27 protein-coding genes are annotated in these 26745 nt (G+C 48.8%); 18 read left to right on the top strand and 9 right to left on the bottom strand.

Features of this window, described 5'->3' with window-relative positions; translation table 11 throughout:
* The first annotated feature begins 3 nt into the window (after positions 1–3).
* The 4 genes from PY479_RS03790 to PY479_RS03775 all read left to right on the top strand — a co-directional run bounded on the left by PY479_RS03790 (position 4) and on the right by PY479_RS03775 (position 3182).
* Positions 4–870 (top strand): patatin family protein, encoded by an 867-nt coding sequence (locus tag PY479_RS03790; protein WP_275482933.1) that lies wholly within the window; start codon positions 4–6, stop codon positions 868–870.
* Positions 871–891: 21 nt separating this feature from the next.
* Positions 892–1737 (top strand): PfkB family carbohydrate kinase, encoded by an 846-nt coding sequence (locus PY479_RS03785; RefSeq protein ID WP_275482931.1) that lies wholly within the window; start codon positions 892–894, stop codon positions 1735–1737.
* Positions 1738–2106: 369 nt separating this feature from the next.
* The gene (locus PY479_RS03780; protein ID WP_275482930.1) at positions 2107–2829 is read left to right on the top strand and encodes an MOSC domain-containing protein; all 723 of its coding nucleotides are present in this window, start codon (positions 2107–2109) and stop codon (positions 2827–2829) included.
* 2 nt (positions 2830–2831) lie between these two features.
* Positions 2832–3182: a DUF4870 domain-containing protein gene (locus tag PY479_RS03775; protein ID WP_275482929.1), complete on the top strand. Its 351-nt coding sequence runs from the start codon at positions 2832–2834 to the stop codon at positions 3180–3182.
* 9 nt (positions 3183–3191) lie between these two features.
* On the opposite strand, the gene PY479_RS03770 is transcribed toward PY479_RS03775, so the two are convergent.
* The gene (locus PY479_RS03770) at positions 3192–3485 is read right to left on the bottom strand and encodes a DUF1145 domain-containing protein (protein WP_212594805.1); all 294 of its coding nucleotides are present in this window, start codon (positions 3483–3485) and stop codon (positions 3192–3194) included.
* On the bottom strand, positions 3485–4069 hold the full coding sequence (gene rsmD / locus PY479_RS03765; protein ID WP_275482928.1) for a 16S rRNA (guanine(966)-N(2))-methyltransferase RsmD: 585 nt from the start codon (positions 4067–4069) through the stop codon (positions 3485–3487). Before rsmD ends, PY479_RS03770 begins: the two co-directional genes overlap by 1 nt.
* Before the next feature lie 244 nt (positions 4070–4313).
* On the opposite strand from rsmD, the gene ftsY reads away from it, so the two are divergent.
* From ftsY to rpoH, 4 genes are all read left to right on the top strand, one after another.
* Positions 4314–5609 (top strand): signal recognition particle-docking protein FtsY, encoded by a 1296-nt coding sequence (gene ftsY / locus PY479_RS03760; RefSeq protein ID WP_275482927.1) that lies wholly within the window; start codon positions 4314–4316, stop codon positions 5607–5609.
* A 2-nt stretch (positions 5610–5611) separates the two neighbouring features.
* Positions 5612–6295: a cell division ATP-binding protein FtsE gene (gene ftsE, locus PY479_RS03755; protein ID WP_212594802.1), complete on the top strand. Its 684-nt coding sequence runs from the start codon at positions 5612–5614 to the stop codon at positions 6293–6295.
* 12 nt (positions 6296–6307) lie between these two features.
* A complete protein-coding gene (gene ftsX, locus PY479_RS03750; RefSeq protein WP_212594801.1) occupies positions 6308–7270 on the top strand; it encodes a permease-like cell division protein FtsX in 963 nt (320 codons plus the stop codon).
* Positions 7271–7430: 160 nt separating this feature from the next.
* Complete coding sequence (rpoH, locus tag PY479_RS03745) at positions 7431–8288, top strand: RNA polymerase sigma factor RpoH (RefSeq protein WP_212594800.1); 858 nt, start codon at positions 7431–7433, stop codon at positions 8286–8288.
* A 57-nt stretch (positions 8289–8345) separates the two neighbouring features.
* On the opposite strand, the gene menE is transcribed toward rpoH, so the two are convergent.
* The 5 genes from menE to PY479_RS03720 all read right to left on the bottom strand — a co-directional run bounded on the left by menE (position 8346) and on the right by PY479_RS03720 (position 14350).
* On the bottom strand, positions 8346–9740 hold the full coding sequence (menE, locus tag PY479_RS03740; RefSeq protein ID WP_275482926.1) for an o-succinylbenzoate--CoA ligase: 1395 nt from the start codon (positions 9738–9740) through the stop codon (positions 8346–8348).
* 8 nt (positions 9741–9748) lie between these two features.
* The gene (menC, locus tag PY479_RS03735) at positions 9749–10792 is read right to left on the bottom strand and encodes an o-succinylbenzoate synthase (RefSeq protein WP_275482925.1); all 1044 of its coding nucleotides are present in this window, start codon (positions 10790–10792) and stop codon (positions 9749–9751) included.
* Positions 10789–11580 carry a 2-succinyl-6-hydroxy-2,4-cyclohexadiene-1-carboxylate synthase gene (gene menH, locus PY479_RS03730; RefSeq protein ID WP_275482924.1) on the bottom strand — a complete coding sequence of 264 codons (792 nt, stop codon included), beginning with the start codon at positions 11578–11580 and terminating at the stop codon, positions 10789–10791. The genes menC and menH overlap by 4 nt, the downstream gene beginning before the upstream one ends.
* Positions 11580–13301, bottom strand: coding sequence for a 2-succinyl-5-enolpyruvyl-6-hydroxy-3-cyclohexene-1-carboxylic-acid synthase (menD, locus tag PY479_RS03725; protein ID WP_212594796.1), 1722 nt, complete (start codon positions 13299–13301; stop codon positions 11580–11582). The genes menH and menD overlap by 1 nt, the downstream gene beginning before the upstream one ends.
* A gap of 89 nt (positions 13302–13390) precedes the next feature.
* A complete protein-coding gene (locus PY479_RS03720; RefSeq protein WP_212594795.1) occupies positions 13391–14350 on the bottom strand; it encodes a LysR family transcriptional regulator in 960 nt (319 codons plus the stop codon).
* A gap of 376 nt (positions 14351–14726) precedes the next feature.
* Here PY479_RS03720 and PY479_RS03715 point away from each other — a divergent pair, with 376 nt between their 5' ends.
* From PY479_RS03715 to nrfD, 4 genes are all read left to right on the top strand, one after another.
* The gene (locus PY479_RS03715; RefSeq protein WP_212594794.1) at positions 14727–15194 is read left to right on the top strand and encodes a hypothetical protein; all 468 of its coding nucleotides are present in this window, start codon (positions 14727–14729) and stop codon (positions 15192–15194) included.
* Positions 15195–15280: 86 nt separating this feature from the next.
* Complete coding sequence (locus tag PY479_RS03710; RefSeq protein ID WP_212594793.1) at positions 15281–15751, top strand: multiheme c-type cytochrome; 471 nt, start codon at positions 15281–15283, stop codon at positions 15749–15751.
* A gap of 10 nt (positions 15752–15761) precedes the next feature.
* Positions 15762–16442 (top strand): 4Fe-4S dicluster domain-containing protein, encoded by a 681-nt coding sequence (locus tag PY479_RS03705; protein WP_275482923.1) that lies wholly within the window; start codon positions 15762–15764, stop codon positions 16440–16442.
* A complete protein-coding gene (gene nrfD, locus PY479_RS03700; RefSeq protein ID WP_212594791.1) occupies positions 16439–17383 on the top strand; it encodes an NrfD/PsrC family molybdoenzyme membrane anchor subunit in 945 nt (314 codons plus the stop codon). The genes PY479_RS03705 and nrfD overlap by 4 nt, the downstream gene beginning before the upstream one ends.
* Before the next feature lie 230 nt (positions 17384–17613).
* Here nrfD and PY479_RS03695 read toward each other — a convergent pair whose 3' ends face one another.
* Positions 17614–18069, bottom strand: a complete 456-nt coding sequence (locus tag PY479_RS03695; protein ID WP_275482922.1) for a MarR family winged helix-turn-helix transcriptional regulator — start codon at positions 18067–18069, stop codon at positions 17614–17616.
* A gap of 808 nt (positions 18070–18877) precedes the next feature.
* Here PY479_RS03695 and PY479_RS03690 point away from each other — a divergent pair.
* From PY479_RS03690 to PY479_RS03665, 6 genes are read left to right on the top strand one after another with little or no spacing between them, the layout of a single operon-like run.
* Positions 18878–19825, top strand: coding sequence for a DmsE family decaheme c-type cytochrome (locus PY479_RS03690; protein ID WP_275482921.1), 948 nt, complete (start codon positions 18878–18880; stop codon positions 19823–19825).
* Positions 19826–19839: 14 nt separating this feature from the next.
* Positions 19840–21822: an MtrB/PioB family decaheme-associated outer membrane protein gene (locus PY479_RS03685; RefSeq protein ID WP_275482920.1), complete on the top strand. Its 1983-nt coding sequence runs from the start codon at positions 19840–19842 to the stop codon at positions 21820–21822.
* A gap of 16 nt (positions 21823–21838) precedes the next feature.
* Entirely contained in the window at positions 21839–24385 is a 2547-nt protein-coding gene (locus PY479_RS03680) for a DMSO/selenate family reductase complex A subunit (RefSeq protein WP_275482919.1), read from the top strand.
* Between the two features lie 13 nt (positions 24386–24398).
* Positions 24399–25076: a DMSO/selenate family reductase complex B subunit gene (locus PY479_RS03675; protein WP_275482918.1), complete on the top strand. Its 678-nt coding sequence runs from the start codon at positions 24399–24401 to the stop codon at positions 25074–25076.
* Between the two features lie 54 nt (positions 25077–25130).
* On the top strand, positions 25131–25799 hold the full coding sequence (locus tag PY479_RS03670) for a molecular chaperone TorD family protein (protein ID WP_275482917.1): 669 nt from the start codon (positions 25131–25133) through the stop codon (positions 25797–25799).
* Positions 25800–25801: 2 nt separating this feature from the next.
* Positions 25802–26233 carry a hypothetical protein gene (locus PY479_RS03665; RefSeq protein WP_275482916.1) on the top strand — a complete coding sequence of 144 codons (432 nt, stop codon included), beginning with the start codon at positions 25802–25804 and terminating at the stop codon, positions 26231–26233.
* 10 nt (positions 26234–26243) lie between these two features.
* On the opposite strand, the gene PY479_RS03660 is transcribed toward PY479_RS03665, so the two are convergent.
* The gene (locus PY479_RS03660; protein ID WP_212594788.1) at positions 26244–26675 is read right to left on the bottom strand and encodes an Lrp/AsnC family transcriptional regulator; all 432 of its coding nucleotides are present in this window, start codon (positions 26673–26675) and stop codon (positions 26244–26246) included.
* Between the last annotated feature and the right edge of the window lie 70 nt (positions 26676–26745).

The raw sequence follows: 26745 nt of genomic DNA, 5'->3' as shown, positions 1-26745 counted from the left end.
GTGATGATGCAAACCGCATTAGTACTGGAAGGCGGCGGCCTGCGGGCAATTTATACTGCCGGGGTGCTGGATACCTTTCTGGACGCGGGGTTGACATTTCCCTATCTGGTAGGGGTGTCTGCCGGGGCCATTTATCCGGCCTCATATGTGTCACGCCAGCTCGGTCGGAACTTGCAAATTCAACAAAGCTATTTGACGGACAAACGTTATATGGGGTTGCGGCACTGGCTGAAAACCGGCAATTACATCAATGTTGATTTTAGCTATCGGCAAATGGCTAACAAGCTAATCCCTTTTGATTTCAATACGTTTCTCAATAGTGGCGCTGAATTTCGCGTGGGGGCATTTAATTGTCTGACGGGCAATACCGACTTTTTTGGCATGGCCGATTTCTCGGACCATGAGCAGTTTCTGGATGTGCTGATTGCCTCTTCCAGTTTGCCGTTTGTGTCATCGCCAATGTGGATTAACGGGACACCGTATCTAGATGGTGGTATTGCTGCGCCCATTCCTATGGCGCAGGCGCGTAAAGATGGTTTCAGTAAGCAAGTCGTGATCCTGACTCAGGATGCTGCCTATCGCAAATCCGCCTTTAAACCGGCCTGGTTGGCGCGCAAAATTTATCGACGCTATCCGGCGGTGGTCGCTGCGTTGTTACAGCGGCATCAACGTTATAACCAGGCGTTGGATGCGTTACAACAACAGGTCATTGAGGGAAATGCTTTGGTGATCCAACCGCAGGCACCGTTGGGGTTGTCGCGTTTGGAGCGTAATGTCAGCAAAGTCAGTGCGGTGTATCAACTGGGAAGAAAAGACGGCACCGAGCAATTGGCAAGGGTACACGCATTCTTGCAATTATCGTCGCAGTAACTGTTAGCACAGGGGAACATTATGGCCAATATCTTGCTGGTGGCGAATCTGAATTGTGATCGTCTGCTGTTGCTTAACAAAGCGCTGCGAACCGGTGGTCGCTTTCATTATCAGGATGGTGGTCGCCGTTTGGGTGGTGGCGGCGCCAATACTGGTATCGGGCTGGAATGGGCGGGCCATAAAGTCGCACTGGTTAGCCAATTGGGCCGTGATGAATTAGGGGATTGGGTGCTGGCGGAAGCGGGCATGCAAGGCTTGGATTGCCGACGCGTACAGCGGCATGAAGGCAGTACCAGCGAGATCCTGCTAGTGATGACCCCGGATGGTGAACGCACCATCATTCGCCCAGAACGCCCGAGATTCCAACTGGCAGCACCGCCGCGCTGGTCAGAATGGGATGCGTTGTACCTCAATACCTCTGCCGAAGGTGCCGTAAGTTGGGCGCTGACCGCTTTACCGCAGACACTCGTGGTAGCTCAACTCGCTAAAGATGATCGGTCTCGGCCATGTCATGTGTTGTTGTCGTCGCACTCTGATATGCATGAACGCACAACGCTTCCTCCTTGGGAATTTGCACAGCAGATTGCCGGTGAGGCGCTTCGCTATTTTATTGTGACAGAAGGTGAACAGGGCGCGCGTTTATATCGTGTTGACGGTGAGTTACAGGTGCCCGCTGTCATGGCTAACGTTGTCGATACTACCGGTGCTGGCGATGTTTACGCAGCGGGGCTGATTCATGGTTTATTGTCAGGGTTGGCAATTGAACAGGCCATGCAGGAAGCGGCAATTTGGGGCGCTTATGCGGTGGCATCAGAAACTTCGGTGCCAGGGGTAGCATTACAACAGTACCTACAAGGGGCCATTTAGTTGATGTCATAAAAACACTATATAGGCGTCATGTCGTTGTCATGGTTAACCCCTAGCATTTACCACGAGTTAGATAAGGCAGTTTTCTGCAGACTCTCCCTTCCTTCTTCGATGTTTGTGGTTTTTGGCCCCGCTGTTAGCGGGGCTTTATTTTTGTCATTCGGCTGTCATCTGGATTTGACATGATGGTGTTACAACCTCGTGGTCAATTGCTGCGAACGCTTGCTCATTGGCTATTTACTCCTTCCGCCCTGTTCCCCAACGGGGCATTTTTTTAAGTAAGTCCTGTGCACTACACAATCAGTGACTCATCTGTTGCTTCTGTGATAAAACAATTACTTAGTTAAGGTCATTTTTCAAGGTTCTCTCATGTCTGCGTCTCTGTCTTTGCCATCACATCAATTGTGCGGTTTATATGCGAGTGACAATCTGCTGTTTCGTGAAGGTTTGCCTAGTGGCATCGACAGCAAACAGTCGCAGCCCTTGTTACAGGTCTCTTTCTTCGGGGTGTTGCACGACGCGCAAGCTGACGGCAAAAATCATGGCGGTGCTGAACGCGTGCTGCACCATTTTCCGTTGGAACATTATCAGGTTTACCAGCAACAGCAATTGATGGCGTCGAAGCGCACTGCGCCAGCGATGGGGGAAAATATTTCGTCTTTGGGGATCACTGAGCATCATCTGCATATCGGCGATATCGTGGCGTTAGGTGATGTGTTATTGCAGGTAACGCAACCCCGCGCGCCCTGTTTTAAGCTCAATGTGCAGTTTGGTCATCTTGGCTTTTCACTGGCCATGCAAGAAACCGCCATGTGCGGTTGGTTTTATCGGGTATTGCAAGAAGGGACGATCAAATTAGACGATCAGTTGATTTTGCGTGAACGGCACTCGGATATCAGCCTCGCGGAGTCGATGGCACTGTATTTTGCTCCACAATATGATGCTGCGGCCTATGAAAAGCTGTTAACCGCCACCGGCTTAGCGAGTGACTGGCAGCAAAATCTGCAACAGCGCTTGGCTAACGGTAAGATTGAAGACTGGCAAAAACGCCTACACGGCCCTGCACAATTTCAGGCTTTACAAGGAAGGTAATTATGTACAATTCACCATTACCAAAACAGGAACGGGACATGGGAATGCTAGTGCATTTAGCCACGTTTGCCGGGTACCTGATCCCCTTTGGTAATCTCCTTGGGCCGCTCATTGTGTGGTTGATGAAACGCGAAGATTCCGCATTTGTTGATGCCTGCGGGCGCAACACCCTCAACTTTCAAATCAGCATGTTGATTTATTACGCCATTGCCATCGTGCTGGCGTTTGTGCTGATAGGCTTTTTTCTGATCGGCTTGCTGGTTTTACTGAATGTGATTTTCACTATTGTTGCCGCCATTAAAGCCAGCGAAGGCAAGGTGTTTAAATATCCATTGGCGATTGGCTTTTTGTAAGCAGGGCGTTTATCGCTGATGTGGTGATTGCGCTTGCTGCTGCAACAACTTCTGCCGGTACTCCAACAATGCAAATACGCCAAAAATAAACGCTTTTACATAGTCGGCTTTGGCGAGTGGCAAGGCCTGATTGAACAGGGTGTAAAAGATCAGCGTTTGCAACCCATGCATCATGGTCGTCACTCCCAACAGAATGTTAAGGATGATGGCGATATTGCCGGCAAATGGGTGCAGCAGATTAAATACCATCAACAACCACGCTAGCGCGGTGATGCTTTTGCCAAACAGGATGGTAGCACGCATCAGTTAGCCTCCTGCTGGTAACAATACAGCCGATAACTGACCTGTCCGGCTTGCTTTTCTTTCAGCGGTTGCCATTGTGGTGGCAGTGGTAACCCGTGCAGCTCTGCTTCAACTTCGACATAAATCAATGCCCCATCATTAAGCCAGCCGTGCTGTTGCAGTAGCGCAATAGCCTGTGCTGCCAGACCTTTGCGAAATGGCGGGTCGATGAATACGATATCAAACCGCTTGTCTGCCGGACGATTCAATAGCTGTAGCGAATCGCCAATGATCACTTCGGCGTTATCGCATTTCAGTGTGGCTAAATTGGTCTGCAGCTGTTCGGCCGCACTGCGCTGTAGTTCGTGGATCCGGGCAAACGCTGCGTAACGCGACAGGGCTTCCAGCGACAATGCGCCGCTGCCAGCAAAACAGTCCAGCACATTAGCGCCGGTCAGGTAGCCACTCAACCAATTGAATAGCGTTTCTCTGACACGGTCGGTTGTGGGCCGTAAACCTTCCAGATCCTTAATCGGCAGTCTGCGAGAACGCCATTGTCCCGCGATAATTCTTACCTGACCGCTGCCCGGACGATTTTTGGTCATTGTGCCCCCGTGATGTTGCCGACAGAAATAAAGTGGTAAACTGTCCCGATTATTTAAATTCCCTTCATAATGCAGTGCGTTAACCGCCAATGAAGGCTTGGAAGGGAACTAAAAGCGTCGCTATTCTATAACAAAGTTATCGTTGAAGGCGAAAAGCCAATGCTGCGATAAGTCTGCGACCACTAAACAGTGGCCTAAGAGGCTCCTGAAACTTCCCACCCAAGAGATTGAGCACAGAATACTGATGGCAAAAAAAGGTTTATTTTCCTGGTTCCGTAAAGATGCACCTGTTGAGGACGCCACAGCGGAATCGCCTGCTACCGATGTTGAAAACATTGCAACCGGAGCCGAGTCTGCTGAAGAGGACGTCTCTGCTATTGAGACACCAGATCGCGCGGCAGCAAGCACTGAAAGTCTTGAGACAGATACCGTAGCACCCGAGAGCGAAGCGGCCGTCGCCGCGGACACTGCAGCTTCCGCTATTGCTGAAGCATTCCAGGGCGCTGCAGATGAGGTCGTGACTGAGGACGTTACACCATCAGCAGAGGAAGCTGTCGCAGAAAGCGTTAGCGTTGAAGTTCAGCCAGAGCCTCAGGAAAAGCCGCATAAAGAGGGGCTGTTTGCCCGCCTGAAACGCGGTCTGATGCGTACCAGTGAGAACATCGGTAGTGGTTTTATCGGTTTGTTCCGCGGTAAGAAAATTGATGATGAGTTGTTTGAAGAGCTAGAAGAACAACTGCTGATCGCTGATGTTGGCGTGGAAACTACCACCAAGCTCATCAATAGCCTGACTGAACATGCTAATCGCAAGCAACTCAAGGATGCAGAAGCGCTGTATGCCTTGATGCAACAGGAGATGCTGGCAACACTGGAACCGGTAAGTAAACCGTTAGTGCCGGAAAATGCCGCTGGCCCGTTTGTGATCTTGATGGTCGGCGTTAACGGGGTCGGTAAAACCACCACTATCGGTAAATTGGCCAAGCAATATCAGCGCGAGGGCAAATCGGTCATGCTGGCGGCAGGAGATACCTTCCGCGCGGCAGCGGTGGAGCAGCTCCAGGTATGGGGACAGCGTAATAATATTCCCGTCATTGCACAGCACACCGGAGCTGATAGCGCATCGGTATTATTTGATGCACTGCAAGCGGCTAAATCCCGTAAAGTGGATGTATTGATCGCCGATACTGCGGGGCGTTTGCAGAATAAGGCACACCTGATGGATGAGCTGAAAAAAGTGGTGCGGGTGATGAAAAAGCTCGATGAAGACGCTCCGCATGAAGTGATGCTAACCCTTGATGCCAGCACCGGCCAGAATGCGATCAGTCAGGCACAATTGTTCCATGAAGCCGTGGGGGTCTCCGGTATCACAATCAGCAAGCTGGACGGCACTGCTAAAGGCGGAGTGATCTTTGCTATCGCTGATAAATTTGGTATTCCTATCCGTTACATAGGTGTGGGTGAGCAGATTGATGATCTGCGGACTTTTAATGCCAAAGACTTTATCGATGCCCTGTTCAGTCAGGAGAAAGCGGATAGTTAAATATGATTCGATTTGAGCAGGTCAGTAAAATCTACCCTGGTGGCCAGAAAGCGCTGACGGAAGTGAATTTTCATCTGCAGCGGGGTGAAATGGCGTTTCTTACCGGCCATTCCGGTGCGGGTAAGAGTACCCTGCTCAAATTGATCACGGTGATTGAGCGCGCTAGTGCTGGTAAGGTCTATATCAACGGGCATGACATTGCCCACATCAAGCGTCAGCATGTGCCTTATTTACGTCGGCAAATCGGTATGATTTTCCAGAACCATCATCTCCTGATGGATCGCAGTGTATTCGATAATGTGGCACTGCCATTGGTGATTGAAGGTTTTACGTTGGGCGAAATCCGCAAGCGTGTGGCCGGGGCGCTGGATATGGTCGGACTTTATGGAAAGGATAAACATAATCCGATCATGCTCTCCGGCGGCGAACAACAGCGCGTGGGCATCGCTCGTGCGATTGTGAACAAGCCGGCGTTATTGTTGGCCGATGAACCCACCGGCAACCTAGATCCCAAACTGTCGATGGACATCCTGCGGTTATTCGAAACCTTTAACGATGCCGGTACCAGTGTGCTGATTGCGACGCACGACCTTGGGCTCATCGCGCGCATGAAATACCGTACCCTGACCTTGCGACAGGGGCGGATGATCGGTGGTGAAGCCGATATTGTCGAACCCTTGAGCTGATTAGGAGTTGCTATGTCCCCGTCGTCATTGACCCGCTCCAAATTACCGCTATCTGGTCGCATCGTGATGTTTTTTATTCGGCATATTCAGCATGCTACTGCCAGTATCGGCGAATTGTGGCGAACCCCCATGTCATCGTTAATGACCATGGCGGTTCTCGGGGTCAGCTTGAGCTTGCCCGCGGCCTTGCAGGTGTTAGTAAAGAATGCCGAGAATATTACGCATTCCTGGAATAGTGCAGCGCAGATTTCCCTGTTTATTGATGGTGCCCGTTCTGAGCAGAGTATTCAGAGTCTGATTGCTCGTATCAAGGTCTATCCCGAAATCAGTGATATTAAATATATTAGTCGCGAACAAGCTTTAGCCGAGTTTCAGCAACAATCTGGGTTTGGTGACGCCTTATCTTATCTTGATGAAAACCCGTTGCCTGCGGTGGTCACTGTCACGCCTACCAGTAAATACTCAACACCGGCGGGTGCCCGGGAATTACTGAATAAATTAGAGCAGGAGCCTGAAGTTAGCTTTGGCCGCTTAGATATTGAATGGCTGGAGAAACTGCAAGCGCTGGTAAAAGTGTTAGAGCGTACGGTAATCGGACTGGCGGCGTTATTGATCCTCGCCGTGGTGCTGGTTATCGGCAATACCATCCGTCTGGCGATCATGAACCGGCGCAGCGAGATCGAAGTGATGAAGCTGGTGGGGGCGACAGAAGCTTTTATTCAACGCCCTTTTTTATACACCGGGATATGGTACGGTGTCGTTGGCGGAGTTCTCGCCTGGCTTCTGATTAATCTATTGGTCTGGTTTCTATCGGGGGCCTTGAACACCTTTATGGGGCTGTATGGTAGTAATCTGCAGTTACAAAATCTTAGTTTTACTGAACTGTTGCAGATGGTGTTTGCCGCATCATTTTTGGGGTGGTTAGGCTCCTATTTATCGGTGCGACAGCACTTGCGCGCCATTGAACCCAGCTGATTCCAAGTGAACTAATTGGGGCTTGCATTGTCATATTTGTGGAGCAAAAATAACACTCCGCACAGTGTGAGTGTTGACATATAATGTCAATTAATCGATAGTGCATGAGTTCGACTGAAATTCCTCAATTGAACTAGTGGTAATAAACACGGGAGCGTGAATGACTGATCAAACGCAATCAATGGCACTGATGGTCCCTCAGGGCAGCAGTAGCCTCGAAGCCTATATTCATTCAGTAAACAGCATGTCAATGCTGGACGCTGAACAAGAGTATGCGCTGGCTAAGCGTTTGCAGGAAACAGGTGACCTGCAGGCGGCTAAGCAGCTTATTATGTCGCACCTGCGTTTTGTGGTGCATATTGCACGTGGTTATGCCGGCTATGGCCTGCCACAGGCAGATTTGATTCAGGAAGGCAACATTGGTCTGATGAAAGCGGTAAAACGCTTCGACCCCGACGTCGGTGTGCGTCTGGTTTCCTTTGCCGTGCACTGGATCAAAGCTGAAATTCACGAATATGTATTGAAAAACTGGCGTATCGTTAAAGTCGCCACCACCAAAGCTCAGCGTAAACTGTTCTTTAACCTGCGTAAGGCTAAGCAACGTCTTGGCTGGTTCAGTGATGAAGAAGTTTCTATGGTTGCTGATAGCTTGGGTGTCTCCAAAGCGGATGTCACTGAAATGGAATCACGCATGTCAGCGCAGGATGCTGCGTTTGATATGAGCAGTGATAGCGATGATGACCATGATTTTGCCCCAGCGTTATATCTGGAAGACCACTCTTCTGATGTCGCAGAACAGGTGGAAAATGATAACTGGGAAGCTCGTTCTCAGGCGCGACTGCTGGCAGCAATTAAAACGCTGGATGAACGTAGTCAGCATATTTTGAAAGCGCGCTGGTTGGATGACGATAAAACCACTCTGCAAGATTTGGCGGATCAGTATCAGGTCTCAGCAGAACGTATTCGTCAATTGGAAAAGAACGCCATGAACAAACTTAAGGCGTGTATGGAAGCTTAAAACGAATTGCCAAAAAAGCCTGCTTCAACAGCAGGCTTTTTTATGGTGATCGCGCTATCACTGAGCCGGGGTAGTCGTGACTTTGGCAATAATCTGGCGTCGCTGCACTTTAAGCCCCTGCTGCTCGTCAACCGGCCAAAGGTAATATTGTCTGGGACGTTTGAAGGCGGCGATATGCTGACTCAGAAAACGTTTTATCTCTTCCGCATCAGGTAACTGGCCGCTGCGAGTTTTGACCACCGCGGCAGGCAGTGAGCCAAACTTGGCATCGGTCATCGGAAATACCACCGCTTCTATGATATCTGAATGCAGTTTTAACGCAGTTTCCACTTCCTCAGGTTGAATATTTTCCCCGCCACAAATGAACATGTTATCGGCACGTCCCTGAATGTGCAGTAAACCAGTTGCATCCCAGTAGCCTAAATCTTTACTGCAAAACCAGCCGTCAGCATCAGTCGCTTTGTCGACAGTGCCATCGTCCTGCAGATAACCCAGAAACAGTGTCTCACCTTTCACCCAAATGACACCATCGCGGATCGTCAGTTCGCGTTTAGGTAATAGTTTGCCACTGCTGCCATCGCTACGCGCTGGACCGGTAGTAATTTGCGAGCCCATCTCTGTCATGCCGTAACTGGTCAGCACTTGCATATCCATCGACTGCATCCGATCTAACAACGACTGGCTGATAGCCCCGCCACCTAACAGTAAATATTTGATCAACACCAAGCTGGTCGGGGCTTCATCCAACAACTGTTGTAGTTGAGTGGCAACCAGTGACAGATGGCTGATGGGATCGCGTTTTAGTTGTTGCGCCAGGGTTAAGTCGTTATCGGGAATGATGACCGTTGCAGCAGCTAACGCACAGCGATTGATTATGGCAAGCCCGCCGATATGGAACATCGGTAACGATGCCAGCCAGCCATCACTGACCTGTAAGGTAATTAGACGCAGACTCCCCTCGGCGTTGGCGATGTGGCCTCTCAAGCTGTGCAGTGCTGCTTTAGGAACACCGCTTGACCCGGAGGTAAGGATAATATTCACCGGCATGTCTATGGAGATTTCTGGCACATTGTAGCTTTTGGCCAGAGTAAAATCGGGCTGCAACCTGTGTCGCTGTTGCCACAGTTGCTCACGTGTGTCGTCTGGGCACCAAAGATAATGGATAGCAAAACGCTGGAGTAACGCGGATAACTGACTGTCGGGAAATTTGGGTGACAATGGACAAAACACCCATCCATGATCGACACATACCCAGTAGAGTTTCAGCATTTCGGCACAATTGCTGGCAATACAGGCGAGCCTGTCTCCGGGCTGCATCCCTTGTTCCAATAGTTGCTCACCCAAGGCTAATACCTGTTGGCTCAGGCTTCGGTAACTGGTGCCTCTGCCTTTGGCTATCAGCGCAATCGCCGTTGGGCTTTGCAGGGCACTTTGATGCAAGGGGGATAACATAGTAATGATTACTTCCCGACCGTCAGCACAGGTGTCAGTGCTTCAAACTGCAGACAGTTTTTGTGTTGGTCACCAATGATGAGATCTTTGCTAAACGGTGACAGGGTGTCGGCACCGGGCGTCTCATTAGGGGTCAGTGCCGCGGCGACCCGACACAGATCGCGAATACCTAATGACGCTTCCAGAGATGAGCTGAGCACACACCGCACACCAAGGGCATTGGCTTCCTCAATCAGCGCTTGTAAGCGGCTCAGTGTACCCAACAACATGGGCTTAATTACTAACGCGCGTAGGCCGAATTCAAAGGCATCTGTTGCGACTTTAAAATCCGGCGTCTTCGCTAATGTTTCATCTAGCGCGAAAGGAATACCGGTACTGGCAAATAACGCCCGGTTATTCTGCCAGATGCGGCAAGGCTCTTCGAAATACTCAATGGCAGCCTTCGGCAGACAACTGCAGAAGTGTTCGGCTTCGTCCTTTTCAAATCCCTGATTGGCGTCGAGTCGTAGCTTTAACTCGGGCCGTAACTCTAACACCGCATAAATCAGTGCCAACTCTTCAGCTAACGATGTTTGCGCTACCTTAATCTTTACCCGTTGAATGTTGGCTGGTAGTGCAGCAATACGTTGTTTGGTAAGTGCGAGCGGCTCCCCTTCTTTGGGGACTAATAAGGGGATAGGTTGGAACTCCGGAAAATGTACCGGCAACTGTCCCTTTATTTTGGCATCCAGCAGACTGAGTCCCCATGCCAGCGAGGGTAAAGGCGTCAGTTCGCTCGCCTGAATAAGATCATGGCCACCTTCGACAACCGACTGTAACAACACCTGTGCATCGTTAATGACATCTTCAATCGATTCTCGGCTGAAGCCGTTAATCGGGCTGCCATCACGATCGATACCGCTCAATGGGGCAATTTCGACGAAATGCTGCTGATCGCCTACGGTTGCTTTGAGCACCAGGCCCTGACGCAGCTCGATACGCTGCTTACCGACAGGTAACGCAGCTTCCAATGGAATGTGGTAGCGGGCGAGCGCAAAGGAATCGGCAATCATGGTTTAACCTCCGCAGATATACCCAAGGCGGTTAACAGGGCCGCCAGAAATAGTTGTGGATTAGCCTGATGGCTATTGTGCCCCGCGGCCATTATTGCATGGCAATTCATCGCGACTTTACTGTGCCAGTTGTTGGCAAGTACAGCAAACTTGTGGTCCTGCTGCCCGTAGTAATAGTGTACCGGGCAAGTGAGCATTGCTGGCACTCGATGTAAATCCTGTTGCCAGGCTAACGAGGTGGCACGGTACATAGATAATAATCCGTTAGCTGCGTGGCGACTACGGCGTTGGATCAGCGCTTCTCTGGCAGCGTCAGACAGCTCTGCAAACACCGGTTGTTGATACCATAATGCCAGAAATTGTTGTATTGGAAGTTGGGCCAATCGTGATGCCCACTGTGCGTCGTTATAAGCGCGTTGTTGTTTTTCAGCAGTGGTTAGCAGTCCTGGATGACAGGACTCCAAATGCAGACTTAACAGGCGTTGTGGTGCGGCTTGCGCCACATGCAGTGCGATGCGGCCACCCAGAGAATAGCCCAACAGATGGAACTGATTAATCTCAAGGTGATCGAGGGTCTGTAGTAACAACGACACGGTTTCGTTAAAACCCGGTTCAGGTAGCAACTGCTCAGCGCTGCCCCCGTGCCCGGGTAAATCAATGGCAACACAATAAAAATGTTGGCTTAAGCGCGGCAGTAATGGTGCCCAGTCGTCACCCGTACCTAAAAAGCCGTGTAATAGCACCAGACAAGGCAAATGGCGCGCGCCTGAACTTTGATAAGCCAGCATCAACGTTGCCTCACCCATTGGGCCATTTGGGCTATCTGCTCGCTGGCCTGTGTCTGACTTACCCGCACTTCAATCACCGAAGCACCATCATATGCTAAGGCGTCTTGATAAGCTTCATTGAAGGATTGCAGGTCTTCGACCCGATTGTAGGGCAAGCCAAACATGGCACTGCCATAACCGAATTCCAAACCATGCTCCAGGCGATAATAGCGCTGGCGGATTTGTTGATCTGGTACCGGCAGAATATTGAAAATGCTGCCGCCATCGTTATTGATTATCACGATGACCAGCGGCCACCGAGCTTGGCGTGCCAGTGCCAGTGAGTTGAGATCATGTAACGCTGAGATGTCACCAATTATCAGGGTCGTTGGACGATGGCTATGGGCCGCGACGCCACAACAGGTTGCCAGCAATCCATCAATACCGGACGCACCACGATTGGTATACGTCAGCGCCGGCTCTGTGGTCACTGGAGCAAACATATCGTAGAGCCGTACCGGCAAACTATTTCCGATAAATAACTGCTGCTGACCCGGTTGGGTCTTGGCAATTGCTCTTACCACTTGTGCTTCACCAAACGGACCGTCATCAATCTGTTGCTGAAACAACTGATGCAGTTGGTCGTTGGCGGCAATCAGCTCAAGCGCCCAATTAGCCGCTGATGACCGCGGCCAATTAAGCGAGGCAAACTCACTTAGTGGTGCTAACCAGACTGCTTTGGCCTTATGACTAGGGTCCAGTCGCTGTTGTTGCGGTAACACTTGCCAGTAACTTTGCCAATCTTGTTGTTCCAGATAGGCAATTAACCGCTTTGACAGTAAACGCCCACCAAAAACTAAGACACGGTCGGCACGTTCCAGCAACGCCTTAGCTTTGGGATGGTGTAACAGTTGGTCAATGTTGCCGATTGCCGCAGGATGCTGTCGCAGTTGTGACTGAGCATCGGTCAGTAGCGGCCAGCCAAGTTTGGCAGCCAGTTCGACCAGCTTTGCCGGTTGTTCAGCGGGGTCGAGAGTCCCGGCAACAATAACGCCTTGTCCATGTACAAAACGGCTCAATGCATCATGGGGGGGCAGTTGTTTGGCGGCATTACTGCTGTAGCAGCTATAGGGATTGGCATGATGCTGCCAACGCTGCAGTGGCAACAGATAATGGGTAAGTTCTTGCGCCATCGGTGCTTGTAGCTCTTGCGGATACAAGGGCTCACGGAACATACAGTTAATATGTACAGGCCCCCGCTGATTGCTGATCGCTTCATCTAATAGGGTCAACAACACTTGCGGTGCTATTGATAAATCAGGTGTTGGCAGGTTCACCGGAATGGCATATTGCCCGTAAATTCCAGGCTGTTGAATAGCCTGGTTAGCACCACAAGCTATCAATTCGGGTGGCCGATCGCCTGAAAGCACCACTAACGGCACATTGGTCAACCAGGCTTCAACAATCGCCGGGAACAGGTTGGCAACAGCGGTGCCTGACGTGGTAATGATGGCAACAGGCGCGCGACTAGCCTTGGCCAATCCCATGGCATAAAAACCTAGGCCCCGTTCATCAAAATGCAGATGTTGCTGAAGCTTATGCTGTTTGGCAGCGGCAAGTGTTAATGGAGTAGAACGGGAGCCCGGAGCCATACACAGATGTTGCACTCCTAGTCTCGCCAGTTCTTCCAGAATGAGTTCGCCCCAAAGTAGATTCAGTTCGGCGTGTTGATTTTTTTGCATAAACAGACACCCATGCGTGGATGACTGCTAGTGTAACCTGTTTGTCTCACCCTATGTATGTGCAGATAGTTAAAAAACGTATCAACTCATTACACTAACGCCAAGGTCACTTCTCTGACCTTGTCTTTGAGCCACACTAAGTCGCTATCATCACTATCCAACGGTGTCACCATTTCGACAGTTTTGGGTAACGCCACACTCGCCATGCGCATGGTTTCCGATTCAGCAAGTTTACAGCCATGCAAACTTGGAATATCTGTCAACATATCGTAAATGGCTTTATAGGGGACTAAACATACGGCCTGACTTTCCTCCAGATAGTTGAACAGTGAAGACACACTGCTGATACTGATCTCAATGTCTAATGGCAGTTCATTACGGTGGCACCAGTCTTCAAATGGGCAGGTTGAATGGGGATTGCAACCTAAGTCAGTTTTAACAAACGGATATTTTGCAATTGTTTCGAGTGAGATCTCCTGTTGCAGTAACGGATGTTTACTGCTGCAGATCAGAAAAACTTCTTCAAGTTGTTTTACTGATTCAATCTCATATTCACCCTCAAGAAGTTTAATCGCGTCCTGATGATTACCACAGCATACGCCCATGGTAATTTCACCATCCTGTATGCCCTGCAAGGTGCTGCTGTTCCACGGCACGATATTGAGATGAAATTGTTTATCTTCATTTCTAATCGATTGCATTAACGCTTTGGGATACAGATAAGTCACTAATCCGGGAACGGCAACTTCAAACCAACGTTCACTATTTTTATGATCATCGGCGAGATTATTAAACCCATGCGCATTTTCTACGATTTCTTTTGCGATGGGATATATCCGCTTGGCATATTCATTTGGGATTAGCCCATATTTTTTTCTAAAAAATAATTCGTTGCCAAAAATAGTTCTGACGTTTCTTAAGCAACGGCTAATTTTTGATTGTGGAATATTAAGAATTTTTGAGACATGGGTGGCAGATTTATTTTCACATAATCCAACAATGATCATTAAACTCAGCATGTCGAGTTTTTCAAAATCAATGTGTTTCATTGTTAGTACTCCTTTTATGGAAATTCCTATTGCATTTAAGATTAATAAAAAAAATGAAAAATAGAAAATTTAAAAGACGCCTTGCGTCACATTTAAAAATGTATTTTACTTAGATTTTATAACTCGAGAATTTCAGCCTATTTTCATATTTCGTATTTTGCAATTTTCACATTGAGATATCTCTTTTATTGTAACTAAATTTACTATTATTCATTTCTGTAAAACCGTAATCAAATTAACCTCTTAAATATGGCATTTGCCAATTATTTGCATTTTTTAGTGTGATCGTCATCACGAATGTGCTTGGGTTTTCTGCCAATAATTTAATTGCGAAATAATCGTTAATTAAAATAAAACGTGATTGTTGGAGGTTAATATGAGCACCGCATCTGTCTATCTCAGTTATGCGTTTATCTACTTTGTATTGTTTATCGCAGTGCCTTTTATTGCGGTTACATTCGTGATGACTTGTATTAAGTTTTTCAAGTCAGAAGGTGCAGCACCAATACATGCCAAAATTAAAGACCGTCTGTTTGACAATGAAAGTCTCGGCTTTCTTAAGTCACTGAAGAGTTTAACTAAAGGTGAATATGAAATCTGTAGTCATGTTCCGTTGGAATCAGTGATTGAAGTGGCTGCAGACGAAGCTGAACCTCATGGATATCTGGACTATGTGCTGGTTGACCAGAATTCATCAGAAATCAAAATGGTGATTTCTGACTTCAGCGATAAGTCCAGTGCGGAAATTAAGCCACTGCTTCAGAAACTCAATATCAGATTGATCGATATGAAGCGTGATTGCCCAATGGATAAACAGCATCTGATGCAGGCCCTGGCTGCCTGAAGTGTACAGTCGATGTCGGTGGCAATCTCACCATGACGGATTGCCACCCTTTCTTCTAAAAAATAATAAATAATCAGGTAAAAATTATGTTCAGGAATACTTGGCGCACAGTGCTCGGTGTTGCCACATTGGTATGCCTGTTGGGTTACGGCACAGCCGGCACCGCCAATGCAGAAACATCTACCGCGCTGAAAATCAATGATGGCCCCTGCCTAAAATGCCACAAGCGCAATGGCACAATGCTGGGGGTTCACGGACAGGACAAAATGCATCTTAAATGCGAGACCTGTCATGGTGAACAGGGTGTCCACCCTCGCAAACCCAATGATATCCGGGTATTTACTCCGGATCCCGAGATCTCCCCTAAAGAGCAGAATAAAACCTGTCTCAGATGTCACCGGCCTGAAAAACTGGCTGCTGGCGAGTGGACTCACAACGTCCACGCCGACAAGGTCAGTTGTGCTGCTTGCCACAAACTGCACCCGGCGGAAGATCCAATGACCAAAATGACCGGCTCACAACACAGTCAGTTGTGCCGTCAATGTCATGCGAAGTAGGGGGTGCGTGATGGATAAGTCAAAAAGACAATTTTTACAGGGCAGCGGCGCTGTTATTGCCGGCATCTCCCTCTATGTGTTGACCAATGGCGAAGTTGCCGGTGAGCAAGCAAAGAGTGCCGTCAAATATGCCATGCTGCATGATGAAAACAAGTGCATCGGTTGTAATGCTTGTGCCGATAACTGCCGCAAGGTGAACAATGTTCCCGAAGGTGTCGCGCGCCTGGAGATTATCCGGACCGGCCCATTTGGGGAATATCCCAACCAGTACTACCACTTTACCCGTAAGTCCTGCGAACAATGTGATGACTCACCTTGTGTGCATGTATGCCCTACTGGCGCTGCCTTTAAGGATGAGAAAACTGGCATTGTCAGTGTGAACTCCTGGAAGTGTGTCGGCTGTCAGTATTGCTTGGCGGCCTGCCCCTACCATATTCGCTTTATCAATCCGGTGACCAAAGCCGCCGATAAATGTGATTTTTGCCGGGAAACTCAGCTGAAGGAAGGTAAGCAACCCGCATGTGTTGAAGCTTGCCCAACTAAAGCGCTGGTATTTGGCGATTTGAATGATCCTAATTCAGAAATCGTCAAGGCGCTGGAGGAAAATCCGGTTTATCGCAACAAGAGAGATTTGGGAACCCATCCCAAGTTGTTCCGTATTCAAGCTAAGCAGGGAGGGATAAATGTATGAGCCCTTTCCATTTTGAACACTTGATTTGGCATTGGCCAATCGCCTTTTATCTGTTTTTTGCCGGGGTATCAGGCGGCGCGATGTTTTTCGCCGTGCTGTTGAAAAACTTTACCTTACGCGGCGAGCCGGCATATAAGTCTGGATTTGTGCAAGCTGCCTGTATTGTGGCACCTGTCACGGTGATGGCGGGTTTGGGTATTCTGGTAACCGACCTGACCAAACCATTACATTTCTGGAAGATTATGGTGTTCTACAACCTGACATCAGTAATGTCCATTGGCGTAATTATCCTGTGTATCTACATGGTCTTCATGTTCCTGTGGATTGCACTGGTGTTCCGTCCGGTGATTGATGAATGGTGCCGTGTTCGCTTCCCTTGGGTGCTTAAACTCAGCGCACTGCTGGGGCGCAATGAACCTACCATCACCGGTTTACTGGTAATTCTGGCGCTGGCACTCGGAGCCTATACCGGCTTCCTGTTATCAGCCTTGCCAGGCTATCCGATGTTGAAAAACCCGGTGTTGCCAATTTTGTTCCTGTTGTCAGCGTTGTCTTCGGGTGCCGCAGCTTCTCTGCTCGGTGGCGTGTTGATGCGCGGCAACCCGGATGGTCGCGAAGTAAAACTGATCCATAAGATCGAAATACCCTTGATCATGGTAGAGATGGTGGCAATTTTCACCTTCTTTGTTGGGCTGGTATTGACCGGCGGTCAGAGCAAGGTTGCCGCGGCAAATGCGGTTGGCTTTGGCTTCTGGGGCGTGGTGTTCTGGGTGGGCATTTTGCTGGTCGGGTTATCCGTGCCGCTGGCAATGAACCTGTTCATGACCGCCACTGCAAAGCGTCGCTTCGCCTATGTGGCGGGTACCGCCACCTGTAGTTTGATTGGGGTGATTCTGTTACGTCACTTCATCCTGTATGCAGGCCAGATGACAATCGCTTAATGAAATTTGTGTGAGCTAAAACAATAACAAGTTAGGTAAAAGCTGCATCCAGGTTCAGGCAGTTATGTATGCCGTAAAACAGGGAGGTAATTGGGCAGGACGCCATTTTGCTATTTATCCACACATTACCCGAACCTCCACGGGTTTTGCCACCTGTTGAGCACGCAGGTGGCTTTTTGTTGCCTTGATTCCGTTATCGACATCGGAAATTTGACGATAGCAGGCGGGGACTACGCTTTGTTAGTGCTCCCCGTTTTTATATGTTGAGATGCCTGAACCCCGGGATGACGGATGCTATCAATAAGATTTTGCTGAATTTTTAGCAGCACCTTACGAAAGAGCTGGATCTCAGCATCATCAATATCGATCCATGCCGGCTCCCAGATCTCATTCACTACAGCACCGATAATCTTGAGCTTTTCAGTGGCGGCTGGGGTTACAAATAATCCATTTACCCGATGGTCGTTCTCAGGCTTACGCCGCTCCAATAACCCCATCTCTTCTAGTTGATCAACGATGCGACCTAGCTTGGCTGGCTGCATCATCATCCTATCTGCCAGCTCCACTTGTCTTATCCCTGGTAACAATTCCGTGTGTTTGAGGACATCGGCCTGAGTCAGACTAAGGCCCGCGATATTGTCATGAACTTGAAAGGCAATACTTAACATACTAAGTATATCCGTCATGATAAATCCGAATTTTTCTTGCATTATCAACACTCTTAACAGGGAAAATTCTACTTCTAATTTTACATTTGCTTACATAATTTGTCATTAATACAGCCATCACTTTTCTTCACGAAAACGACAATGTGTAGCGTTGGCGAATTAATTCTCAATTAGCGTGATATTTTTACCGATAATTTAAACAGGTATATTTATTATATCTTTATTAAATCCTAAATAGTTTAGCGTTAAATACATTTCCGTCATAACCTGATATTTCCAATAATAGTTTTAGTTGTGATGGATAAAACACCTATCACTATTACGCACTAGTACGGATGTAAATTGTTCATAAATACAAATAACACTCGAGTTAAATAGTCGTTATTTGTGCACATTCATAAATGCGTTGACTTAATAAAAATCCGATCTAATGCAATAAAGATATTCTAAAATTAGAAAAACATAATGTTTAAATATTAATTATTTTTTATGTCTTTATATGACTGTTTTTAATTGTTCCTTAAATGTGATTTTTATCGGAAATTTAATAATCATTTTTACAGTAACTTGACCATAACCTATTTTGATTAAACAATATCTAATGTAGATATGCACATAATCCATTGTTTTATAAATATTTATTATTTTTCAATTGGTCGATAAGTGTGAACATTGTCATGTTGTGTAGCTTATTAAAGCTTTAGTCACATTTTAAAGATACGTAAGTAATAATTTCAAATATAGATGTAGAATTTTATTGAGGCTGATTTATAGCTTCTGCATTTAAATCTTAAATAGTCCGCTTCATAACAAAAGGTGCTTTTAAATGTCCCGTATTGTTTATACAGCAATTCTGGGGGCGGGGGTCTTTTTATCCCTAATAAACCCAGTAAAAGCGACACCGTGGGATAATTTGAGTAGTGAGCAACTGGAACAGCAACTACAAGCGAAGTTTGCTGAAGGCAATTATTCCCCTAAGGGGGCTGATTCTTGTCTGATGTGCCATAAAAAGGACACGAAAGTCATGGCGCTGTTCGACTCAATTCACGGTCATCTCGATAATAGCCAATCGCCGATGGCGGGGCTGCAGTGTGAAGCCTGCCATGGTCCCCTCGGCCAACATAATCGCGGCGGCAAGGAGCCCATGATCGATTTTAGCCCGGACAGCAAACTGTCAGCTGACAGCCAGAACAGTGTGTGTCTCGGGTGCCACAAACAGGCCAAAACTCAGGAATGGCACAGCAGTGTCCATAATCTTGAAGGGGTCACCTGTGTCTCTTGCCATCAAATTCATACCGCCAGTGACCCGGTACTCGACCGTAAGCAGGTAAATGAAGTTTGTAGCAAGTGTCATAGCCAGGAAAAGGCGGATATGTCCAAGCGTTCTTCCCATCCGCTGAAGTGGAATGAGATGACCTGTGTCGACTGTCATAACCCGCATGGCTCCGCCAATGACAACGCGTTGAAGCAAGCCACTGTGAATGACACGTGCTACAGCTGTCATGCCGACAAGCGTGGGCCATTCCTGTGGGAACATGCCCCAGTAACGGAAGATTGCACCAGTTGCCACAATCCTCACGGCAGTGTTAACGACAATCTGTTGAAACAGAAAGCCCCGCAACTGTGTCAGCAGTGTCACGTGGATGACGGACATGCCAGTCGTGTTGTCAGCCAGCCCGGCGTGGATGCGTTTGGTGGGGGGCGTAGCTGTCTGAACTGCCACAGTCAAATCCATGGTTCTAATCACCCCGCCGGCAGCAATTTCAGCCGCTAACAAGGAGATAGGTTATGACAATGAAATTTAATCTTATCACCCTTGGTCTGATGGCGGCGGCAGGACAGGTAGCTGCGGCAGATTTTGGGGTCATGAATGCCAATACCAGCAAAGTGAATACTGCCGATTACCAGTGCCAGCGCTGCGTCACCGCCACCGGCTTAAGCGGCGAAGTGAGTGTCAGCACCGGTTGGAAAAGTGGTGATGACATTCGTAGCGGTAATGCCCTCGGAAAAGAGGACAGTGGCTGGCTTGGGGCACTGAGCGGCGAGTTCAACTATCGCGACGGTCATGGCTATCAGGCCAGTGCCGAGGCGGACAATCTGGGACTGGACAGCAGCAGTGCTCACTTGCAAGCCAGTAAACAGGGAGTATTTAACGCGACCGTTGATTACCGATTGTTACGGCATTCACAAGTCAGTGGCGAAAGTCCGGTGTGGTACAGCGATAATCTGCTGCAACCTTCCGCCACCGAAACCCGATATCCGAAGCTGTTTACCGAAAGGGAGCAGGTCGGTGCCGGTCTGACACTTTATTACCAGGATTACAGCGCGTTTGTAGCGTTCAATCACGAAGCGAAGACCGGTAATCAGGCGGGCAGCCTTATTGCTGCCAATGGCGTGCTGAATTTTGCCAATCCTATTGATAACAGCACTGACACCGTCTTGGGTGGCCTGAGCGCTACGGGTGATAACTGGTTCAGCCGCTTGCAGTATAACGGTAGTTTCTTCCGCAATGATATTGGCAATCTGTCGCTGCCTTATAGCGAGGATGTCTATGCTGCCACACCAGACAATGATGCCCATCAGGTGTCATTTGATGGACAGTATCTGCTGGGGCGTACCGTGGTTAATGGTCATCTGGCCGCTGGTCGGTTAATCCAGGATGCCGACCTGATCCAGATGGAAGGCAATCCCCTGGTGAATTGGGACGGTGAAGTCGATACCCGCGATGCCCGCTTGTCGGTTAGCAGCCTGCTGACTGCCAAATGGCGCGTCAATGGCCAGTTCAGTTACAGCGATCGGGATAATCAAGGCAGTGTTGCCGAGTTCGCTCAGCTGGAATGGGACAATGTTAACGGCGCTTTCAAAGCCAACGTGCCACTGGATATTACCCGTCAAAGTCTGAAGCTGCAGAGCAGTTATCGCGTTAACAGCGATTGGCGTCTGAGCGGGCAATATCAGCACAAGCAAACTGAACGCAACTATCTGGAGCGGGAAGAAAACCGTGAGGATAACCTGTGGGCGCGGCTGAACGTTAAACCGCTGGATAACATGCAACTCGGCATCAAGGCACTTTATGAAAGCCGTGATGGTTCTCAGTACGATGCTTCTCGCATCACCGCTCCGGATGAAAATCCACTGCTGCGTAAATATTACCTGGCAGATCGCGAGCGCTATGGTGCAGAACTGACGTTCAATCATACGCCGTTGTCCTGGCTGACACTGGACATCAGTCTGCGTTATGCCAAAGACGATTATCAGCACACGGATATCGGCTTGTCTGCCTCAGAAGATTACCGCTATGACGCCAACCTGTCGCTTGACCCCACCGCCGATGTGCATTTGTACGCGTTGGCGAGTCAGCAATGGATCAACTCCGACATGGCGGGCTCCACCAACTTTGCGACAGCCGATTGGCAAGGGCGGATAGAAGATCGCTTCATCAATCTTGGTGCTGGGTTCAGCTACCGCTGGTCAAGCCAACTGACAGTGGGTGGTGACTACCTGTTTGCGAACTCCGAAAGCAACACGGCTATCGATAGCAGTGATTACGGCGACTATTACGACTTCAGCCACAGTCTGGAGCTGTATGGCCGTTATGCCCTGAGTCAACAGATGGGGCTCAAGCTGAGCTACCGCTATGAACGTTACTACGACACCGATGATGCACAGGTGGCGGTGGATGCCATCACTGGCCTCACCACTCTTGGCAAACTGGATCATAACTATAACGCGCACCTGCTGATGCTGAGCTTCAGCTACAAGCTGCCTTAAGAAAGAGGTTCAAATAATGGAACGCAGAAGTTTTTTAAAAATGAGCGCAGCGCTGAGTGCTGCCGCAACTGTCTCTGGCTGTAACTCCAGCTCAAAAGATGTGGAAGAAGTTGCGCCGTCAACACCCGCTACCGAAGAAACCATCAACTGGTCTGCCTGTTTGGTGAACTGTGGTTCAAACTGCCCGATAAAGGTGTTCAGTAAAGACGGCGTGATTACCCGCATTGAGACTGACCATGAAACTGACGATGTCTATGGTGTTAACCATCAAGCCCGAGCTTGTTTACGTGGCCGTTCATTAAGACAGCGTAACTATGCGGTTGACCGTCTCAGAACCCCAATGAAGCGGGTCGGCACCCGTGGCGATGCGCAATTTGTGGCGATCTCTTGGGAACAAGCCTATTCCGAAATCGGCGCCAAGTTAAAATCCATTAAGGAAACCTACGGGCCTGAAGCTATCTATATGCACTATGGTACTGGTGCCTATTATGGTTTCGCCAGTAACACTGCGACCTGGGGTCGCCTGCTGAACCTGAATGGTGGCGCTGTGCATTACCATTGGGACTATTCTTGGGCACAAGTTTATGCCGCATGTATGGCAACTTATGGTGACCAGTGGGCCAGTATCGGCGGCAGCTCATTATCTGAAATTGCGAACTCAGATCTGTTCGTCGGCTTTGGTTTTAACCCCAATGAAATTCGTATGAGCGGCAGCGGTGAGGGTTATGATTTTATTAATTCTCTCGCACAAAACACTAAAGATATCAAAGTGTACATGGTCGAGCCGCGTTACACCGATTCCATGCGGGGTAATGAAAACAAATGGTTAGCAGTAAGACCCGGCACCGATGCTGCCTTGGTTGAAGCAGTGATTTACCAGATGATCAACTCTGGCTGGGTAGATCAGAATGCTAAGTCATTCTTAGATACTTACGTCGTGGGTTATGATCGCGCTTCGCTGGAAAAAGCCAAAGCCGCTGTGACACTCAGCAGTGATAGCTTTATCGCCAGTCATGCCGCCTATATCAATCCCGATGACAACTACCATGACTACATCATGGGTCAGGGCATTTACGCCGCACAAGGTGCTCGCACTCCTACTTGGGCTGCGGCAATTTGCGGTATCCCAGAAGCCACCATTATCCAACTGGCTGATGATATTATGGCCGCTGAATCACCTTATATCTCTGCGGGAGCGGGTATCAGTCGTCATGCTAACGGCGATCAGGCGACTCGCGCTGTTTACACCCTCGCCATCATGACCGGTAAAATTGGTCGCTCTGGTGTGAATAGTGGTGCAATGCCGACCAGTTACAGCTTTAGTGTGGCCTCAATGCCAACACTGGAAGATCTGAGTGAAGTCAAAGTCTCAATCCCAGTGTTTACTTGGAGTGACGCCATTGTCAGAGGCAAGGACTTTACCGGAAGAACCGATTGCGTGCGTTACAAAACCAGTGGTTCAAACGAGCTGTCCGACAACAACGATGCTGCGTTAGGTACCAACTTCAAAGCCGTTATCAACTGTGCCGGCAACGCGTTGATCAACCAGCATGCCCAGAGCAACCACACTGCTGAAATTCTGAAAGATGAAAGCCTGTGTGAATTGATAGTGGTTTGTGATTGCTGGATGACGCCATCAGCCAAATTCGCCGACTATCTGTTACCAGATACTACCTGGTTGGAATCTGACGATTATGCTAATGATAGTTATGCCGCCGGTCAGATGGCGTACGCGACCTTCATGAGCACCTCATTGGAGCCACTGGGGGATTCCAAGTCGATGTACGACATTTGTGCGGGCATTGCAGCGTCCTGGGGTAAAGAAGCTGACTTTACCGAAGGGAAAACGGGTCAGGAATGGTGCGAAGAGTTATATGCACAGACCAAAGCCAATAACCCAGATGTGGATATGCCAAGCACTTACGCCGAAGCACAGCAGACCGGCGTCTTTAGAAAGTACATGCCTTCATCTGTGATCGCGCTGAAAAGCTTTGTTGATGCGCCAGACAGCAATCCGCTACCAACCGTATCTGGCAAGATAGAAATTTACTCTCTGTCACTTGCCAGAAAAGCGGCGACCTGGGAAATCACTGCTGGCGATAAGATCACTCCGTTGCCGCAATACGTCGTCACTTGGGATGGCTATGAAGATGATGCTACCAAGGCAGCATATCCCTTCCAGCTATGCGGTTATCACACTAAAGGTCGTGTGCACTCCAGTTATCACAACGTCGCTTGGTTGCGTGAAGCGGTTGAGGATGCATTATGGATGAATCCATTAGATGCAACTGCCAATGGCTTTACTGATGGTGAGAGCGTCTATGTTTATAACGATCGAGGTACCATCCAAGTCAATCTGAAAGTCACTCCACGGGTTACTCCTGGGGTCGTATCGTTAGGTCAGGGTGCCTGGTATAAGCCAAGCCCAGATGGAAAAGTCGGTCCGTCCGGACATGTCGTCGATATTGGGGGTTGTATCAATACTCTGACGAAATTCCATCCAACCCCTATCACTAAGGGAAATCCGCAACATACCAACCGTGTTCAGATTGTAAAGGCTTGAGGAGTAAAGAAAAATGACAGCAGAAGTACAACTTGGATTCTACTTTGACAGTAGTAAATGTACCGGATGCAAGACTTGTCACGTCGCCTGTAAAGACCGAATGGTTGGCAACTTGCGCTCCGCAGATGATGTCGCTAACGCCGGTGTTGCCAGCTTACCTGGCATGCTCTGGCGCCGTGTGTATGAATACGGCGGTGGTACCTGGAATAAAAATGCTGATGGCAGTTATGAGCAGAACGTTTTTGCTTATTACATGTCCATCGGCTGTAACCACTGTGCTCATCCTGTTTGTGTGAAAGCTTGCCCTACTGGCGCTATGCATAAACGCCAGGACAACGGTCTAGTGTTAGTTGAGGAGTCATTGTGCATTGGTTGTGAGAGCTGCTCTCGCGCATGTCCATACGATGCGCCGCAGATCGATACTGAGCGCAAAGTCATGACCAAGTGCGATGGCTGCCAGGATCGACTGGCGGCAGGTAAAAAGCCTATTTGTGTTGAATCCTGCCCATTACGTGCCTTGGATTTTGATACCTTAGAAAATCTCAAGGCAAAATATGGCGAGGGCGATGCCCACATTGCACCGTTACCCTCACAGTCCATTACCACCCCTAGTTTGATATTGAAAGCCAATATCCATGGACAACCGTCAGGAAGCGGCGCAGGTTCAGTGCTGAACACGCCAGAAGTCTAACTGATCCAAGACGGGCGAGCGTTTTCGCCCGTCTTCTAACTAGCGGGGTGAAACATGCAGTTAAATATTTCCTCTGACACCTATGCAACTTGGGGGGCATTAGCTAACGTCCTGGGATATTTGTTACATCAATATCCAGAAAGGGAATTAATTGACGATTTTAAGGAACAGCAGTTAGCGCTCACATGGCCAATTCTGGCTTCATCAAGCGACGAGAGACAGGCGTTGGAAGCGCTCGCACATGCGTTAGCCGACTGGGATAGTAGCGAAGAGCAGTTAGTAAAATTAAAACTGGATTTTGGCCGCCTATTCTTTGGACCCGGTGAACCGATAGCGGCGCCGTGGGGCTCGATCTATTTGTGCGAATCCCAGATTTTATTTGATCGTTCTACCGCCAAACTGACACAATTTTATGCAAAACACGCGATCCAGGTTGATTGCCAAAAGCATGAACCGGTAGATCATATTGGTCTGATTATGGTCACACTTGCCTACCTTTTTGAACAACTGGCAAGGAATTCTGAAGATGAATTTAAGCAAAGTGCAGCTATAGAACTGTTACAGGAACACCTGTTACCTTGGGGGGGGCGCTGCCTGAGTTTGGCGGAGCAGCATGCCAATACTGCCTTCTATCGAGCAATAGCCCATCTGGCGCAAGTATATTTGCGCACACTTGCTGAAGCGCTGGGTGTGCTTGTTGTTCAACGTAAGCTGTATCGATAACCATGACAGTCATTTCCTCGGTGGGTCAACAATGGCATAAGGCGCAACTGGCAGAGAAACTCAGTGGCAGGTTGCAGACTGAATCGATAATACGGCAACTGCTCACCGGTGCGACGTCGCTCGATACTGTGTCTAATCTGGTAGTAGCGCTAGCCAGTTCTGAACAAGAGCTTGATGCCGAAGCGTGGCATGACGGGGTAATGGTGGCGCTGTTCTTCAGCGCCTATCGACTATTGTTTGTCAAAGCCACTCAACAGCAGCTCAGTCAGGGTGAGGAGTTGATTATCAGTATCGGCAGCCGGCTGAGCCAGTGTGTGTCTGCAGAAATGCTGGATGCCGGACAGCAACAGCAACTGACATTGATGCAGCAACTGTCACAACAGCTAGTCACGTTGCGAAACCAGCGGCGTAGCCAGCATCGCAATATGTGTTAGTGTCAGTCATTCATTCTGGGCGATTGTTGATCCACTCGCTCATCACGACATGGGTTTTGATTTTGCAGATGGCCGGATGAGACTCAATAGCCTCGCGAATTTCATGCAGTCGTTGCATTGACGGGGTTTTAACGTAAACCAGTAAATCCATGTCGCCAGAAATGCCATGACAAGTCACTACTTCTGGAATGGCTTGAAACAGATGGGCGATGTCAGCACAGGTACGGCGCTGATGTTGAATTTCAAAATAGGCACTCACCCCGGCTTTTTGCGACTCACTGAGCAGTATCTGATAGCCGCGAATAATGCCATTCTGTTCCAGTTTTTTCAGACGTTCTGACACGGCACTGCGCGACAGGCTGATCTCCTCCGCAATGGTGGATACGCTTTTGCGCGCGTTTTGCCGTAGGGCACTAATAATCGCCTGATCAAATTTATCCATTGCGTCTATCCTGTGAAACTACTGATTTTTTGTCGTGTCGCCGTCATTCCGTCGGCAAAAACGGCATTTA

It is taken from the genome of Shewanella sp. A32, assembly GCF_029167175.1.
In the GTDB taxonomy this organism is placed as follows: domain Bacteria; phylum Pseudomonadota; class Gammaproteobacteria; order Enterobacterales; family Shewanellaceae; genus Shewanella; species Shewanella yunxiaonensis.
This window is presented reverse-complemented; position numbering and strand designations above follow the sequence as displayed.

Bases quoted from the DNA above. Each gene is read 5' to 3' on its own strand.
- PY479_RS03695 (WP_275482922.1), bottom strand. From the start codon at position 18,069: ATGACGGATATACTTAGTATGTTAAGTATTGCCTTTCAAGTTCATGAC.
- PY479_RS03715 (WP_212594794.1), top strand. From the start codon at position 14,727: ATGAGCACCGCATCTGTCTATCTCAGTTATGCGTTTATCTACTTTGTA.
- PY479_RS03780 (WP_275482930.1), top strand. From the start codon at position 2,107: ATGTCTGCGTCTCTGTCTTTGCCATCACATCAATTGTGCGGTTTATAT.
- PY479_RS03790 (WP_275482933.1), top strand. From the start codon at position 4: ATGATGCAAACCGCATTAGTACTGGAAGGCGGCGGCCTGCGGGCAATT.
- PY479_RS03680 (WP_275482919.1), top strand. From the start codon at position 21,839: ATGGAACGCAGAAGTTTTTTAAAAATGAGCGCAGCGCTGAGTGCTGCC.
- PY479_RS03775 (WP_275482929.1), top strand. From the start codon at position 2,832: ATGTACAATTCACCATTACCAAAACAGGAACGGGACATGGGAATGCTA.
- PY479_RS03720 (WP_212594795.1), bottom strand. From the start codon at position 14,350: ATGAAACACATTGATTTTGAAAAACTCGACATGCTGAGTTTAATGATC.
- ftsE (WP_212594802.1), top strand. From the start codon at position 5,612: ATGATTCGATTTGAGCAGGTCAGTAAAATCTACCCTGGTGGCCAGAAA.
- PY479_RS03710 (WP_212594793.1), top strand. From the start codon at position 15,281: ATGTTCAGGAATACTTGGCGCACAGTGCTCGGTGTTGCCACATTGGTA.
- PY479_RS03665 (WP_275482916.1), top strand. From the start codon at position 25,802: ATGACAGTCATTTCCTCGGTGGGTCAACAATGGCATAAGGCGCAACTG.
- PY479_RS03685 (WP_275482920.1), top strand. From the start codon at position 19,840: ATGACAATGAAATTTAATCTTATCACCCTTGGTCTGATGGCGGCGGCA.
- PY479_RS03705 (WP_275482923.1), top strand. From the start codon at position 15,762: ATGGATAAGTCAAAAAGACAATTTTTACAGGGCAGCGGCGCTGTTATT.
- rpoH (WP_212594800.1), top strand. From the start codon at position 7,431: ATGACTGATCAAACGCAATCAATGGCACTGATGGTCCCTCAGGGCAGC.
- ftsY (WP_275482927.1), top strand. From the start codon at position 4,314: ATGGCAAAAAAAGGTTTATTTTCCTGGTTCCGTAAAGATGCACCTGTT.
- PY479_RS03770 (WP_212594805.1), bottom strand. From the start codon at position 3,485: ATGCGTGCTACCATCCTGTTTGGCAAAAGCATCACCGCGCTAGCGTGG.
- menD (WP_212594796.1), bottom strand. From the start codon at position 13,301: ATGCAAAAAAATCAACACGCCGAACTGAATCTACTTTGGGGCGAACTC.
- menH (WP_275482924.1), bottom strand. From the start codon at position 11,580: ATGCTGGCTTATCAAAGTTCAGGCGCGCGCCATTTGCCTTGTCTGGTG.
- PY479_RS03785 (WP_275482931.1), top strand. From the start codon at position 892: ATGGCCAATATCTTGCTGGTGGCGAATCTGAATTGTGATCGTCTGCTG.
- PY479_RS03690 (WP_275482921.1), top strand. From the start codon at position 18,878: ATGTCCCGTATTGTTTATACAGCAATTCTGGGGGCGGGGGTCTTTTTA.
- ftsX (WP_212594801.1), top strand. From the start codon at position 6,308: ATGTCCCCGTCGTCATTGACCCGCTCCAAATTACCGCTATCTGGTCGC.
- menE (WP_275482926.1), bottom strand. From the start codon at position 9,740: ATGTTATCCCCCTTGCATCAAAGTGCCCTGCAAAGCCCAACGGCGATT.
- menC (WP_275482925.1), bottom strand. From the start codon at position 10,792: ATGATTGCCGATTCCTTTGCGCTCGCCCGCTACCACATTCCATTGGAA.
- PY479_RS03670 (WP_275482917.1), top strand. From the start codon at position 25,131: ATGCAGTTAAATATTTCCTCTGACACCTATGCAACTTGGGGGGCATTA.
- PY479_RS03660 (WP_212594788.1), bottom strand. From the start codon at position 26,675: ATGGATAAATTTGATCAGGCGATTATTAGTGCCCTACGGCAAAACGCG.
- PY479_RS03675 (WP_275482918.1), top strand. From the start codon at position 24,399: ATGACAGCAGAAGTACAACTTGGATTCTACTTTGACAGTAGTAAATGT.
- rsmD (WP_275482928.1), bottom strand. From the start codon at position 4,069: ATGACCAAAAATCGTCCGGGCAGCGGTCAGGTAAGAATTATCGCGGGA.
- nrfD (WP_212594791.1), top strand. From the start codon at position 16,439: ATGAGCCCTTTCCATTTTGAACACTTGATTTGGCATTGGCCAATCGCC.